Here is a 14,350-nt window from a genome sequence, read left to right as displayed (position 1 = left end):
ATGATGACTTATCGTAAGGCGCTTTGTGAAGTCACCTAGTTTCTGGACGCTGAAGCTAGATGATTCAAAAGCGTAAGCGTCCGGTTAGAAACGCAACCACCGTAAGCAATTCCTAATTGCTTACGGTGATTTTTTTATTTTTTCACAACATAACCCAAATCCTGTATCACTTTCTCAAGTGCATGATGTGACGTCTTTTTTTCATCATAATCTACTTTCACTTTGCTTGAATGGAAATACATTTTCGCACTTTCCACTCCTGTTACTTTTGTTAAAGCACTTTCTATCTTTTTTACACATGATGGGCAACTTACTTCTTCTAAATAAATATTTGCTTTTTCCATATTCACACACGCTCCTTTATTTATCTAAAGATAACAAGCCTTCGACATCATTCATTTTGATTTTTTTATTTGACAGCTGTTCAATATAGCCTTGGTTCTCGAGTGATGTGAGCTTTCTACTTAATGTTTCAGGTGTTGTACCTAAATAGGATGCAATGTCTTTCTTCGACATAGGTAATTCGACTATCTTTTTATCTCCATCTAGTAATTCAACTAAATACAATGCTAATCTTGTTTCCACTTTTTCTGTTGCAACAAGCGCTGTCTGTCTTTCTGAAACTTCTAAACGGCGAGAAAATTCCTCCATAATCTTCCACGCAATCTTAGGATATTTTTCTAACAATTGTTGCAACGCCTTTTTGGTTAGGACACAAATCGTTGCATCTATCATGATTTCGGCATAAGATTCATAGCTTGAGGAATGAAATATTGCTAATTCACCCGTGAAATCGCCCTGTCTTAAAAACCGAACTAATTGTTCCTTCCCTAGATCATTTAATCGATAAACTTTTACAATGCCTGTATGCACAATATACAATGCGTCTGCATCTATCTGTGGTTGATAAAGAAATTCCCCTCGCTTAAATGATCGTGGTGTCGCTAGCGCGGTAATTTCAAGCATTTCTTCCTTAGACAAATGGTTAAAAATTGGTACAGCTGCGACACAGTGCTCCATATGATGATTACATCCTGATTGGTGCATGTTGTTTCCTCCTTGCTTTCATGAAGTGAAAAATAGGGTTGTTTCCCTTTTGATTTGAACGAAAATGATGCAATCGCATTGCGTTCAGTATAACAAGTAAAACACTTGCTTCATGTATGAACATCCCATTAGCTAAATGAATGTGTCCTTGTAATACTCCGATAAGTAAAAAGGCAACTGTAAGCATGGCAATGGCAATATTTTGTTTCATATTTCTTATCGTCACTTTAGCTAAAGAATGAGCATGGGCGAACTGACTTAATTGGTCTGCCATTAAGACAATATCTGCTGTCTCCATTGCCACATCTGTGCCACCTTCGCCCATTGCAAGTCCAATATCCGCTCTTGCAATTGCTGGCGCATCATTCACACCATCCCCAACCATCGCAATCATGTGCCCTTTTGCCTGCATTTGCTTAATGATTTCTGCCTTGTCTTCTGGAAGTAATTCTGCTTTAAATCCATCTAACTCTAATCGATTTGCAACCATTTTTGCTGTATGTCGATTATCCCCTGTTAGCATCATGACATTTTTCACGCCACTATTTCTCAGTTGTTGAATCGCACTAACTGCGTCTTCTCTTATTTGGTCAACAATCGCGATCATCCCAACTACTTTTTGGTCCATTGCAACAAATATGACAGTACTACCGATTTGTTCTTGTGTTGTGGCGTCATTTAGTACTTCTTCTGGTAACTGTATATCCTCTTTCAGCATTAATTTTCGATTACCTATATAAAGCTTCTTGTTTGAAAGGACTGCTTTTACACCTTTTCCTTTTACAAATGTGACAATTGATGCGTCTTTACTTATGTCTATCTTTTCTTTTTTTGCTTGTTGAACAATGGTCTTGCCTAAATGGTGTTCCGACCTCTTCTCAGCAATAGCAACATATTGTAACAATGTCTGTCTATCCATAGATCCATAAACGGTGATATTCGTTACTTCAGGCTTCCCTTTTGTTAACGTACCTGTTTTATCAAAAAATAATGTATCGATTTTTCGAAGTCTGTCTAGCACCTCTCCACCTTTGATTAACGCACCATGCTTCGCTCCATTTCCAATCCCGACAACCGTGGATACAGGTGCACCAATCACAAGTGCACCAGGACATGCGATAACAAGAAAAGTAATAGCAATAGAAATCTCTTTTGTAAAAAGGTATACAAGAATCGCTAGGACAATAATAGACGGTGTATAGATAGATGCAAAACGATTAAGGAATCTCTCTGCTTTTGTCTTTGTTTCCTGTGCTTCTTCTACTAGATTGATAATTTTTGCATACGTAGTATCTTCACCGACTTTTGTTGCATACATCTCGATATAGCCATCTTCAACAATTGTCCCTGCATATACATGATGCCCAATTGTTTTAACTGCTGGAATGGATTCACCTGTAATGCTCGCTTCCATAATAGATGCAGAACCATCATACACTTCCCCATCTACCGGTACTTTCCCGCCAGGCTTAATGCGTATCTTTTGCCCTACTTTCACTTGTTCTGTCGGCACTTTGTATTCTATATTGTTTTCTAACACTATCGCTTCTTCTGGCTGCAAGTCTAATAATGCTTGTAGAGAGGATCTCGTCTTCCGTAATGTTCGTGCCTCTAAAAAATCCCCAAGTAAAAATAAAAAAGTAACCATAGCTGCTTCGATATATTCCTGTATAAATAAAGCACCTATAACAGCAATCATCACAAGTAATTCAATACTGAATGTTCTGTGCATACTCGCCTGGATTGCCTTATATAGGATTGGCATACTTGCTACGATTGTTGCTAGTAAATAGAACATATTACTCCAAGTTGTTTCATCTCTCCAATCAAGTACAAACGCTAATGCAATACAAATCGCTGTGATAACTAATAACTTATTTTTATGTTGAATGAATAGGTACATCGCACTCTCTCCTTTCGATACATTTATCATAGTTGATAATGAAAGAAGAGAAATTGACCTAAATCAATTTTTTAAAAAATATTTACAACAATAAATAGATTGCTGTAAATAGTAATAATGCATAAACAAGTTTTTGGAAGACTTGTTGATTCATTTTACGAAATAGTAGTTGCCCTAGAAATAGTCCGATAAATACGAATGGCAAGGTAAGGCCACTTGCTATCCACATCTTGCTCGTCGTTCCTGCGAAGAGCAGTTGAATGATAAGACTAATGCTGTAGATAAATAAATAGAAAGCTAGTGTGGTGCCTCTTAATTTCTCTTTGTTTGTATTTACACTCGCAAAATACAGTAACAATGGTGGCCCTGGCATTCCCATACTTGTTGTAAATAAACCAGATAATGTTCCGACAAAAATATCTCGATTCTTATTTTGCTTCACTCGTAATTTTGCAATTAATAATAGTGTGAGAATAAATAACACAATACTTACCCATAACTTTAACTTCTCTACATCGAGTAGTAGAAAAAGAAGCATGCCTAATGGAAGGCCTGCGATACTTCCGATAATTAGTCGCTTCAATGTTTGGAATTCTACATCTTTTTTTATTTTTGTATAAAGTAAAATTGAAATAACTAGCGACAATAGTAAATTGATTTGGATTGCTTCATTTGGTGCAAATAATAACAATAAAAAGGGTGTGGCTAAAATAGAGAAGCCAAAGCCCGTACTTGTTTGTAATATCGATGCAACTAATATAATGACAATAAGTAATACACTATCCATTTTTTACTCCTAACATGATTCATTTTGGCCCTCTTGAATGACTTCGACGAATTTCTTTGATGCCGGAGACAATGGGACACTTTTCAAATAGGCAACCCCGACGTTTCTCGGTGGTATTTGATCCTTCATCTGGATCTCGTGTACAATGCCTTTCTGTAAATACTCTTTAGAAAATTCCCTCGTCACACATGCGATACCTAAGTTAATCTTAGCAAACTCCAGTAACAAATCATATGAGCCTAATTCGAATTCTGGTTCTAATTTTATTCCTTTTGATAGTAAGAAATCTTCTACATAATGACGTGAGTTAGAATTCGGTTCTAAGAAGATGAGCGGTAATTCATTCAATGCTTTCATTGCTAACGGTTCTTTTATCTTTTGTTTATATACCTCTCCACAAACAAAGATATCTTGAATTTCCATACATGGTAGTTGTTCTAATGTTGGGTCTTTTAATGGGAAGTTACAGACAATGACATCTACATCGCCTGATTTCAATAATGCCGTAACTTCTGTTGTGGTACCATTTACTAATTTGAATCTAATTTTTGGATAATTGTTATGGAATGTCTCTAAATAGGACAACAAAAAATATTTAGAAATGGTGTCCCCTACTCCAATCTTCAATTCTCCTGCTGTTAAATTCTTAAATTCCAAAATTTTCTCTTCTCCTGTACGGATTAAATTGATTGCAGAATAGACATAATCAAACAACAATGCTCCTTCATCAGTTAATGACACGCCTTTTTGATTACGAGTAAATAGTCTTGTGTCTAATTCTTTCTCTAATTGCTTCATTGCTTGACTGACAGCTGACTGTGTCATATATAAATGTTTGGCAGCCTTCGAAAAACTCTCATGTTGACCTACTATAATAAAGATTCGATACAAGTCTAACTTGTTTACCATCCATTAATTCTCCTTATATATATTATTACTAATATTAATTTTACTTATATAGTAACATTATTGTATAGTGAATGTATCATTTATTATTTACTTTAAGGGGCGAATATCAAGTGGAAAGAGTTATTGGAACTGTAGTAAGAGGCCTTCGTGGTCCAATTATTAACCAAGGAGATGCGATTGAAGAGATTGTTGTGGATACAGTTTTGCATGCAGCATCTGTTGAAGGCTTTGATATACAGGATAAAGATATTGTCGCAGTAACAGAATCTGTTGTTGCTCGTGCACAAGGAAATTATGTAACAATGGATCATATTGCTAGTGATGTAAAGAATAAGTTCGGTGATGAAACAATTGGGGTCATCTTCCCAATTTTAAGTAGAAATCGTTTTGCGAACTGCTTAAGTGGTATTGCAAAAGGCGCAAAGAAAATTGTGCTTATGTTAAGTTATCCATCAGATGAAGTTGGAAACCACTTAGTAGATTTAGATACATTAGATGAAAAAGGAATCAATCCATGGTCAGATGTTCTTACAGAAGCAACATTCCGCGAACACTTCGGATATAACAAGCACACATTCACTGGTGTAGATTATATTGATTACTATAAATCTTTAGTTGAGGCAGAGGGTATTTCTTGTGAAGTGATTTTTGCCAATGACCCTAAAGCGATATTAGCACATACGAAGCATGTATTAGCATGTGATATCCATACACGTCAGCGCACGAAACGTATCTTACGCGCAAATGGTGCAGAAACGGTATATAGCCTTGATAATATCTTATCAGAATCCATTGATGGTAGTGGATATAATGAAGCATATGGCTTACTCGGATCTAACAAAGCAACAGAAACAAGTGTGAAATTGTTCCCGAGAAATTGCCAGCCAATTGTAGACAAAATCCAAGCATCATTAAAAGAAAAGACGGGAAAAAATGTCGAAGTGATGATTTATGGCGATGGCGCATTCAAAGATCCTGTCGGTAAAATATGGGAGTTAGCAGATCCTGTTGTTTCCCCTGCTTATACAAGCGGATTAGACGGCACACCAAATGAAGTGAAATTGAAGTATTTGGCTGACAACAATTTTGCTGACTTAAAAGGTGAGGAATTAAAACAGGCCATTTCTGATTACATTACAAATAAAGAGGACGACCTTGTTGGTGCAATGGAAGCCCAAGGAACAACACCACGTCAACTGACAGATTTAATCGGTTCCTTATCTGACTTAACATCAGGAAGCGGCGACAAAGGAACACCAATGATCTACATCCAAGGATACTTTGATAACTATACAAAGTGAAATACAAAAGCGGAAACGTCCGCTTAGAAACGTAGAGACTGGAGTGAAACGACTGAAATAAAGGAATCACGACGAGGTACGAGTCGATGATGACTTATTGTAGGGAGTTTTGCGAAGTCTCCTAGTTTCTGGACGTTGCAGCTGGACGATACAAAAGCGAAAACGTCTGGTTAGAAACGAAAAAGACTAGAACAAAGAAAGGAATTAACCTTCCCTATGTTCTAGCCTTTTTTTCTATCCTTTAATCAATATATTTATATTCCATCAGCATTTTTAATCTATCAATCTGGTCTTGTAATTGTTCTCCAGTATTGGTTTCTCTTACTTTCTTTCGTTCTAATTCTTTATCCACGACACGCTTTACTGATAAAACATCTGCACCATTTTCTATCATTTCTGCTTTCGAATTGAACTGTTGGTGCGCAACTAATTGCATGCCAAAAGAATTATACAGTAAAGTATATCCTGCTATTCCTGTTGTCGATTGGTAAGCTTTTGAGAAGCCCCCATCAATCACAATCATCTTACCATTTGCCTTAATCGGATTCTCTCCTTCAATCTCCTTCACAGGTGTATGACCATTAATAATATGTCCTTTATCAGGATCCAAATCAAATTCTGTTAAAATGCGACGACACACCTCCTCGTCTTCTCTCAAATAATAATAAGGGTTTTTCACTTCTTTATGTGTATGCTTATCTGCAATAAAATAGCGCTCAAATGTAGTCATGGCACGTTTTCCAAATAGTGAGGAATACTCCCCTGTCCATAAGTACCATACCATATCTGTAGCTAAATCATCTGTCACGTCGCGATGTGAAAAGGCATAACGCAAAAAGGATTCGAATGTATCAAGCAATGCGCGTCCTTTATAGACTGTCCCTTCCATTTCCATTGAGGCAAGTTCTCCTGACTCGTTAAGTGGAATACAACCATGGATGAGTAAGTTCCCATTGTAAGGTAAATAAAGGCTACCTTTTTTCATCAAAAATTTCATATGTCTAGCTAGCTTCTCGGAATGTTGGACAGAAACTAGTAATTTATGAATGACTTCTTCCTCTTCGTCTAATAACGCTGTCGGATTATCTGGATTAATCGTATGGAAACATGTATTTTCTAATGGATACATTGTGTCACCTATAGATATTTCACCCGTATCATAATTGATTTTTTCTAATACTAAACGATCTTCCATATTGAAAAATGGACGTCTCTTAATAATCGGACTTTCTAATTTGAATTGAATCATCGCAATCGCTTGGTGAATTTTTGTAATTTGTAATGCTTCATGTTCTGATAATGCTTTGTCTTTATGTTGTTTCGGTCTAAATGCTGGATTATCTTCATAATATTTCTCTGCTAATGTTAATAATGGACGTAAATTAATGCCATATACATCTTCAATAATATCCAGGTTGTCATATCTTGCACAAATCCGAATAATATTAGCCAGACATACTTTTGAACCTGCATATGCACCAAGCCACAAAACATCATGATTTCCCCATTGAATATCTACAGAATGATACTGAATGAGCGTATCCATAATTTTATCAGGATCTGGTCCACGGTCATAAATATCGCCGACCACGTGTAGATGATCGACAATTAGTCGTTGGATGGTGTAGGAAAGGCCAGTAATTAATTTATCAGACTGCCCTAATGTAATGATTTGTTGCATGATTTGTTCGTAATATGTCTTTTTATTGGAATATTTATCTGATTTATATAGTAATTCCTCTATTACATAAACAAATTGTTCTGGTAATGCTTTACGTAATTTGGATCTTGTGTATTTAGATGAAGCATATGGAATCAGTGTAATCATGTCACAAATCACTTGTTGATACCATTGGTGCAATGCGTCTTTATTTGTTAGTTGGTTCTTCATTAGTTTGATTTTTTCTTCTGGATAATACACAAGTGTTGCAAACTCATTAATCTGTTGTTCTGTCATTGTATCTTTGAAAATATCTTTGATTTTTTCTTTTACTTTACCTGAAGCATTTCGAAGGACGTGTTGAAATGCATGGTATTCTCCATGTAAATCACTAACAAAATGCTCTGTACCTTTAGGCAAATGTAGAATTGCTTCAAGATTAATAATTTCCGTTACGACTTTCTCTTCTGTATCATACTTTTCTGCAAGTAATTCCAAATACTTTGTATCCATTATTACAACACTCCCTCGTTTCTCTTCACTCTAATTATACGAACTATTGTAACAATAAATACAACGTATATCCACTATTATTATCTAATAATGCAACATATTTAATTCAATGTGTTGTTTTTAATAAAAACAGAAGTTTCTGCCTCATTTCGTCAAAATAAGCTTCATTTCCCAGGAAATATACACATATTTATCTTTTATAAAAAAATAAACTAGGTGCCTCTATAAAAGAAACACCTAGTTTGTCATTATGATTAATTCATTGATATAACAATTTTTCCTGTTGCATGATGCGTTTCGCTTAGTGCATGGGCATCATAGATTCCTCTACCTGAGAATGGTAATGTATTCCCCACAATGCTTTTTAATTTACCTTGCTCCATCAATGCGGCTAATTCACTTAATTGTTTTCCATCAGGTTGTAACCAAATGCTTTTTGCTACAACATTTTTCTCTTTTGCTTTGTCTTGATTCGGTTCACCTACAATCGAAATGATACGCCCTCCTTGTTTTACAATGTCAAAACTTTCTTCTTGCGTTTTTCCTCCGATTGTATCTATTACTAAATCCACTTCATGTCTGATATCTTTTATATCTGTTGTATGATAATCAATCACTTCATCTGCGCCTAATGATATAAGCAATTCATTGTTTTTTGGACTTGCGGTTGTGATCACATATGCTCCTTTTTCTTTCGCTAATTGGATTGCATATGTTCCTACACCACCTGCACCTGCGTGAATCAGTACTTTTTGGCCACTTTCAAGCTGACCATGGTCAAACAATGCTTGGTATGCTGTCAGTCCAGCAAGTGGAACAGCAGCTGCATCTTCAAATGACACATCCGTTGGTTTCTTTGCTAACAAATTCGTATCTACAATCGTATATTCAGCATACGTACCAAATCTCGTTGTATCAGGGCGAGCGAAGATTTCTTCTCCGACTTTCCATTCTGTTACCTCTTCACCAACTGCTTCTATAACACCTGCTACATCCCAGCCAAGAATAATTGGAAATTCCCAATCAAACATTTGCTTCAAATATCCTTCACGTAATTTCCAATCTATCGGATTAATAGACGTCGCTTTTACCTTTACTAGTACTTGATTTGCACCTAACTCTGGTAATGTCACTTCTGCTTCTTCTAATACATCTTTACTACCATATTTATGAATAACAACTGCTTTTGTTTGCATCTATTACACTCCTAGCAACTGATTTATTTGTAGTATTCACTACTTACTTTAAGTAATACCACAAATCCACACAATTTCAAACATTGCTGCTTATGGGCCAATTCATTACATTTTTTTCATCGATGATTAGCGATTTAAATGTTTGTCCAAGTTATATATAAGGGATATAATGAATAGTTGCTAAGAAAAAAAGAGAAAGGTAGGAGGTTGAATGAATCTCTGGAAAACATATAAACAGACAAGCTTGGTTATTAAAATGTCGATTGGCTTTTTATTAGGTATCATTATTGGAGTGATTGTTGGTCCTTCTATTGAGGTAATCAAGCCGCTTGGAACGATTTTAATCAATTTATTAAGTATGATCGCAATTCCTGTTGTTTTCTTGACAGTCGTACTTGCAGTAAATAATATGAATCCGAAAGAACTAGGGAAAACAGGTGGAAAGCTTGTCTTATACTACAGTATCACAACAGCAATGGCCGTACTGATTGGATTAGGACTTGCACTTATCATCAATCCTGGAGCAAATTTGACGCTTCCAAACGCACAAGTAGATGAGCCTGCGAATCCCTCTTTCAGCGATATTTTGTTAAATATTGTACCAGATAATATCTTTGCCGCATTTAACTCTGGTAATTTAATGGCTATTTTGTTTCTAGCAATTATTATTGGTTATGCATTATCTACAATGAAGCATGCAAATGATCCAAAATTAGTGAAATATGGCACGGTGTTGCAAGAAGTATTAGAAGCATTGAATGAGCTATTCTTTAGAGTATTAAAAGGAATTTTGTTATATGCGCCGATAGGAATTTTTGCTATTGCAGCTTCGACATTCGGTACGCAAGGATGGGATACATTCGAGTCCTTACTTAAGTTTACCGCGGTATTTTATCTTGGAGTGATCCTGCTGTGGGCATTTGTCTATACTGGGTTTTTAAAGTTTTCTCGTGTGTCTATTCGAAAATTCTATACAACGATTCGTCGTTCTTTTACAACTGCTTTCTTCACATCTAGTAGTGTAGCAACATTGCCCATCGCGATGGAAGATGCAAAAAAATTAGGTGTATCTGATAAAATTGTTCATTTCAGTCTTCCATTAGGAGCTATTTTCAACTCTGATGGCGGTGCACTTCGTATGGGAGCATCGATTGTTTTTGCCGCAAATGTGACAAACGCAAATTTTTCAGCAACTGATTTAGCAATGATTGTTGTGATAGGAACATTACTATCTATTGGAACAGCTGGTGTACCTGCAGCTGGATTAGTAACTTTGGCCGCTGTATTAACATTGTTTGACTTGCCGCTAGAAATTGTTGCATTAATCGCTGGTGTAGATGCTTTAATTGGGATGGCTGGAACTGCATCTAATGTAGTCGGAGATATTGTTGGTGCAGTTGTAGTGGACAAGAAAGGGAAAAAGGCTTAGATTCTATCACGCATCTTCTATCTGCATATAGCTAACACATAGGTATTTTGATATAATTATATTAAAATACCTACTACATCTTGATGGGGCGTAATAATGATGAATCAATATGAAAAACTAAAAAGACAAATGTATATGATTATCTTGCCGATTATTGTAATTGCAAGCATAATGGGTCTTTTATTGTCTTCTTATTCGAATCCAATGAATACGTTTATGTTATCAATTTTTATCATTGTTTTCACATTTTCATTCATTTTATTACTCTTCCCAAACACATTACAGATAGTAGAATACTTGAACCTTACCGTTATCAGTCTTTTATTACTCGTAAAGTTTTATAATATTGTCACATTCGATATGATTGAATTACAGCATCCACATACAGGTAGCTTTACATATTGGACGCCACTTATTCTCGTATTTATTTTTATTTCCTTGTCTAAAAAAGCTGGATTAATCTATGCTTTCCTTATCTGGATTTGTCTTGTTGTCATTGGTTCTATTCATTTACATGATATCCCAGCAGTAGGGGTAGAACGTCTACTACAATTCTATCTATCTAATTTTGTATATATTATCTTTATCTTTTTTGTACGTAATGTCATTACTTACTATACCGAAAAAGAGATGGTTGAGAAATTAGCTTATTACGATACATTAACAGGTGTAGCGAATCGAAGAAAGATTTACTTGTGGCTAGATGAATGTGTAAAAAAGAAGCAAATATTTTCAGTTATCTTGTTCGATATTGATTATTTCAAATCCATTAATGATACATTTGGTCATGCTATTGGGGATTCTGTCTTAAAAGAAATTACAGATGTTGTCATCTCTCAATTAGAACATAGTGATAATATGGGCAGATGGGGTGGAGAAGAATTTATCATTGTATCAAGAAGACGACGTGAAGATACTGCCATACTTGCAAATAAAATAAGAAAAGCCATTGAAGATCATACTTTTGAAACAGCAGGGACAATTACTGCGAGCTTTGGAGTTTCTATTTACGAAAACCAACCAATGCCATTATTATTAGAGCAAGCAGATCATGCTTTATACCAAGCGAAACAAAACGGGAGAAATCGAGTGGAAATTTCACCATAATAAATACCTGAGTTGGGACATAAATATTGTTCTTCAAACAAAACACGAAGGATGATACGACAAGACTATAACTAGTTATTGTGTGCTATGATTCGTGTGCGTATACCCCACTGCTGCTCACAAGCACATATAAAATGCTCCACATTACCAAATAGAGTTACCTATTAATGTGCAAAAAAATCCCAATGATTCATAAATTAATTTCGAATCATTGGGATTTTTGTAATGAAAGAATACTATTATCTCCATCTTTCGGTTGATAGTATTTTAATCAAATTGGCTTTTTTAAATGTGCCTGTAAAAACTTCTCTGTCACATCTAACACTTGGGCATTCCAAATACCCGGTCCATGATCTGCGCCAATCACTTTGTAAAATATCGCTTGCTGGTCATTTTCTCTTAATGCTTTGTACATTTCAAGGCTTTGATGAATATGTACAACCCCATCACAATCTCCATGAACAATTAAAATTGGTGGTAATTCTCTCGTTAAATCTTGATGCAATGGACTCGCTTTTTTCGCCGCTTCTGAATACTCTTTTACACTTCCACTGATCAATAACCCTTCCGGCGCATCGTCGGCATCATGATCCAAAATATCATTATATTTTCCTAGAGTTAACAAATCCGTTACACCATAATAATCAATGACTGCGTTTACATTATCAGATTCATCTGCATATAAATCATTTGTATACTCTCCCATTGTTAGTCCTGTCATTAATGCAAGGTGCCCGCCAGATGAATCTCCCCACACTGCTACTCGCTTTGTGTCTACATGATATGTTTCTTTATTTTTTCGCATAAACCGGATTGCACACTTTACATCTTCTAATGCTGCAGGAAATGGTGCGAGATCTGTTTCGCGTATTTCTACACTTGCAACGGTATACCCTTTTGCTGCAATATGTGCGAGATTCGAAATATTAGCATAGATATCTTGCTTCCTCCATGCAGATCCTTGGATAAATACAACTAAAGGAAAAGTTGTGTCTTGCTGTTGTGGACAAATAATTTGAAGTTTTCGAGTCACTTCACCGTATGTTGCGTACACGATATCTGGATGAAACGCACACGAATAATAGTTGCCCGCTTCAGGATAATCCCCATACAATACTTGTGTCCCACTTGGTAATTCATTTGCAACTTTACGCGCTTTTACCTTATCCATCTATTTCACTCTCTTCTATATTTTTCTTTATTTTACCACACTAAAATGTTAAGAGTTCTTTGAAGATTACAAATATAGAAAAAGGAATGAAATAATCGCTGATGGTTATATTAAAAATATCATTTTTCATATGGAGGAATACACAGTGGATTTACAAGCAGATATTTCTTGTGATGTATTAATTATTGGTGGCGGAAGTTCCGGAGCTCAATGTGCCTATTATTTGGCAAAGAGCGAATTAGATGTGGTTATCATAGAGAAAAATACCATTGGTAGTGGGAGTACGAGTAATAATACTGCACTGATTCAGTATTCTGGTGAGAAGATATTTACAGATATGATACATACTTTCGGTGAAGACTATATCAATACACATCTTCGCCTATTAAAAGAAGCAATAAACGAGATGGAGATGGCAGCTAAGGAAGCCTCTATTGATTGTGAGTTCCATCGCAGAGATACATTATATGCCGCAAGTAAACCAGAAGACTTACCGAAATTGAAACAAGAATATGACTATTTAAAACAACAACAATGTGAAGTGGATTTTCTTTCTAAAGAAGAAATAGAAGCGAAATATCCTTTCACAAGATCTGGAGCAATCTATTCGTATAATGATGCAGAAATTAATCCATTTAAATTCACACATGCACTCATAGAAGATGCTGCCAATAAAGGGGTGTACAGATTTATGAAAACACAGAAGTAAATGGGCATCGTTACAATAAAGAAACAGACACAGTAGAGATTACTACAAGGAATGGGCAAACGATTTTCGCAAAAAAGGTGATTTACTCTGCTGGTTACGAAGGCACTGACATTAAAAAGGAGAAGACCGTATCCTTTGTAAGCACGTATACTGTGACAACAAATCAAATAGCAGACCTCTCCACATGGTACAAGCGGACACTCATTTGGGAAACGGCTCGACCATATTTATATTTACGTACGACAGATGACAATCGGATTATTATTGGTGGACTTGATGATCATACGAACTATCCGGAAGACAGAGATAGCAAATTAATGCATAAAAAAAATAAATTAATACAAGAATTAAAACACATGTTTCCTGCAATCCATGCAGAGCCCGAATTCTTTTCGGCTGCTTTTTATGGCGGAACCGTAGATGGAATCCCAATCATCGGCAAATATGATGCATTTCCAAACAGTTATTTCCTTTATGCATTTAGGGATAATGGGACAGTATATAGTCAACTACTCGCAAAATTAATTGTACAAGAGATTACAGAAGGCTATTGCGAAGAGGTCTCTTTATATTTAGAAGACCGTCCACAGTTGGATCAAAAAAACGTGCACTGAAATC

Annotated in this window: 13 protein-coding genes; 5 read left to right on the top strand and 8 right to left on the bottom strand. The window is 35.8% G+C overall.

Features of this window, described 5'->3' with window-relative positions:
- Window positions 1-134: 134 nt before the first annotated feature.
- From ACFOZ1_RS09525 to ACFOZ1_RS09505, 5 genes are all read right to left on the bottom strand, one after another.
- On the bottom strand, window positions 135-344 hold the full coding sequence (locus ACFOZ1_RS09525) for a heavy-metal-associated domain-containing protein (protein ID WP_390198777.1): 210 nt from the start codon (window positions 342-344) through the stop codon (window positions 135-137).
- Between the two features lie 16 nt (window positions 345-360).
- Window positions 361-1,047: a Crp/Fnr family transcriptional regulator gene (locus ACFOZ1_RS09520; RefSeq protein WP_390198775.1), complete on the bottom strand. Its 687-nt coding sequence runs from the start codon at window positions 1,045-1,047 to the stop codon at window positions 361-363.
- On the bottom strand, window positions 1,028-2,950 hold the full coding sequence (locus ACFOZ1_RS09515) for a heavy metal translocating P-type ATPase (RefSeq protein ID WP_390198774.1): 1,923 nt from the start codon (window positions 2,948-2,950) through the stop codon (window positions 1,028-1,030). Before ACFOZ1_RS09515 ends, ACFOZ1_RS09520 begins: the two co-directional genes overlap by 20 nt.
- 82 nt (window positions 2,951-3,032) lie before the next feature.
- Window positions 3,033-3,737, bottom strand: coding sequence for a sulfite exporter TauE/SafE family protein (locus ACFOZ1_RS09510; RefSeq protein WP_390198772.1), 705 nt, complete (start codon window positions 3,735-3,737; stop codon window positions 3,033-3,035).
- Between the two features lie 9 nt (window positions 3,738-3,746).
- Window positions 3,747-4,646 carry a LysR family transcriptional regulator gene (locus ACFOZ1_RS09505; protein ID WP_390198770.1) on the bottom strand — a complete coding sequence of 300 codons (900 nt, stop codon included), beginning with the start codon at window positions 4,644-4,646 and terminating at the stop codon, window positions 3,747-3,749.
- A gap of 110 nt (window positions 4,647-4,756) precedes the next feature.
- Between ACFOZ1_RS09505 and ACFOZ1_RS09500 the strand changes: the two genes are divergently transcribed.
- The gene (locus ACFOZ1_RS09500) at window positions 4,757-5,947 is read left to right on the top strand and encodes a coenzyme F420-0:L-glutamate ligase (RefSeq protein WP_390198768.1); all 1,191 of its coding nucleotides are present in this window, start codon (window positions 4,757-4,759) and stop codon (window positions 5,945-5,947) included.
- 241 nt (window positions 5,948-6,188) lie between these two features.
- On the opposite strand, the gene ACFOZ1_RS09495 is transcribed toward ACFOZ1_RS09500, so the two are convergent.
- Together ACFOZ1_RS09495 and ACFOZ1_RS09490 are read right to left on the bottom strand one after the other, a co-directional pair.
- Entirely contained in the window at window positions 6,189-8,120 is a 1,932-nt protein-coding gene (locus ACFOZ1_RS09495; protein WP_390198766.1) for a fructose-1,6-bisphosphatase, read from the bottom strand.
- A gap of 254 nt (window positions 8,121-8,374) precedes the next feature.
- Window positions 8,375-9,316 carry an NADP-dependent oxidoreductase gene (locus ACFOZ1_RS09490; RefSeq protein WP_390198764.1) on the bottom strand — a complete coding sequence of 314 codons (942 nt, stop codon included), beginning with the start codon at window positions 9,314-9,316 and terminating at the stop codon, window positions 8,375-8,377.
- Window positions 9,317-9,527: 211 nt separating this feature from the next.
- On the opposite strand from ACFOZ1_RS09490, the gene ACFOZ1_RS09485 reads away from it, so the two are divergent.
- Both ACFOZ1_RS09485 and ACFOZ1_RS09480 read left to right on the top strand, forming a co-directional pair.
- Window positions 9,528-10,745 carry a dicarboxylate/amino acid:cation symporter gene (locus ACFOZ1_RS09485; protein WP_390198763.1) on the top strand — a complete coding sequence of 406 codons (1,218 nt, stop codon included), beginning with the start codon at window positions 9,528-9,530 and terminating at the stop codon, window positions 10,743-10,745.
- Between the two features lie 99 nt (window positions 10,746-10,844).
- Window positions 10,845-11,852, top strand: a complete 1,008-nt coding sequence (locus ACFOZ1_RS09480; protein ID WP_390198761.1) for a GGDEF domain-containing protein — start codon at window positions 10,845-10,847, stop codon at window positions 11,850-11,852.
- Window positions 11,853-12,123: 271 nt separating this feature from the next.
- On the opposite strand, the gene ACFOZ1_RS09475 is transcribed toward ACFOZ1_RS09480, so the two are convergent.
- The gene (locus ACFOZ1_RS09475) at window positions 12,124-13,023 is read right to left on the bottom strand and encodes an alpha/beta hydrolase fold domain-containing protein (RefSeq protein ID WP_390198759.1); all 900 of its coding nucleotides are present in this window, start codon (window positions 13,021-13,023) and stop codon (window positions 12,124-12,126) included.
- Window positions 13,024-13,168: 145 nt separating this feature from the next.
- Here ACFOZ1_RS09475 and ACFOZ1_RS09470 point away from each other — a divergent pair, with 145 nt between their 5' ends.
- Together ACFOZ1_RS09470 and ACFOZ1_RS09465 are read left to right on the top strand one after the other, a co-directional pair.
- Window positions 13,169-13,732, top strand: coding sequence for an NAD(P)/FAD-dependent oxidoreductase (locus tag ACFOZ1_RS09470; protein ID WP_390198757.1), 564 nt, complete (start codon window positions 13,169-13,171; stop codon window positions 13,730-13,732).
- Window positions 13,711-14,346: an NAD(P)/FAD-dependent oxidoreductase gene (locus ACFOZ1_RS09465; RefSeq protein WP_390199010.1), complete on the top strand. Its 636-nt coding sequence runs from the start codon at window positions 13,711-13,713 to the stop codon at window positions 14,344-14,346. The genes ACFOZ1_RS09470 and ACFOZ1_RS09465 overlap by 22 nt, the downstream gene beginning before the upstream one ends.
- Window positions 14,347-14,350: the final 4 nt, after the last annotated feature.

It is taken from the genome of Gracilibacillus marinus, assembly GCF_042651725.1.
GTDB lineage: Bacteria > Bacillota > Bacilli > Bacillales > Amphibacillaceae > Gracilibacillus > Gracilibacillus marinus.
Note: the sequence above shows the minus strand (reverse complement) of the source record. Positions and strands in the feature narration are given on the sequence as shown.

Coding starts and splice junctions, on each gene's coding strand:
- ACFOZ1_RS09525 (WP_390198777.1), bottom strand. CDS start 344: ATGGAAAAAGCAAATATTTATTTAGAAGAAGTAAGTTGCCCATCATGT.
- ACFOZ1_RS09520 (WP_390198775.1), bottom strand. CDS start 1,047: ATGCACCAATCAGGATGTAATCATCATATGGAGCACTGTGTCGCAGCT.
- ACFOZ1_RS09515 (WP_390198774.1), bottom strand. CDS start 2,950: ATGTACCTATTCATTCAACATAAAAATAAGTTATTAGTTATCACAGCG.
- ACFOZ1_RS09510 (WP_390198772.1), bottom strand. CDS start 3,737: ATGGATAGTGTATTACTTATTGTCATTATATTAGTTGCATCGATATTA.
- ACFOZ1_RS09505 (WP_390198770.1), bottom strand. CDS start 4,646: ATGGTAAACAAGTTAGACTTGTATCGAATCTTTATTATAGTAGGTCAA.
- ACFOZ1_RS09495 (WP_390198766.1), bottom strand. CDS start 8,120: ATGGATACAAAGTATTTGGAATTACTTGCAGAAAAGTATGATACAGAA.
- ACFOZ1_RS09490 (WP_390198764.1), bottom strand. CDS start 9,316: ATGCAAACAAAAGCAGTTGTTATTCATAAATATGGTAGTAAAGATGTA.
- ACFOZ1_RS09485 (WP_390198763.1), top strand. CDS start 9,528: ATGAATCTCTGGAAAACATATAAACAGACAAGCTTGGTTATTAAAATG.
- ACFOZ1_RS09480 (WP_390198761.1), top strand. CDS start 10,845: ATGAATCAATATGAAAAACTAAAAAGACAAATGTATATGATTATCTTG.
- ACFOZ1_RS09475 (WP_390198759.1), bottom strand. CDS start 13,023: ATGGATAAGGTAAAAGCGCGTAAAGTTGCAAATGAATTACCAAGTGGG.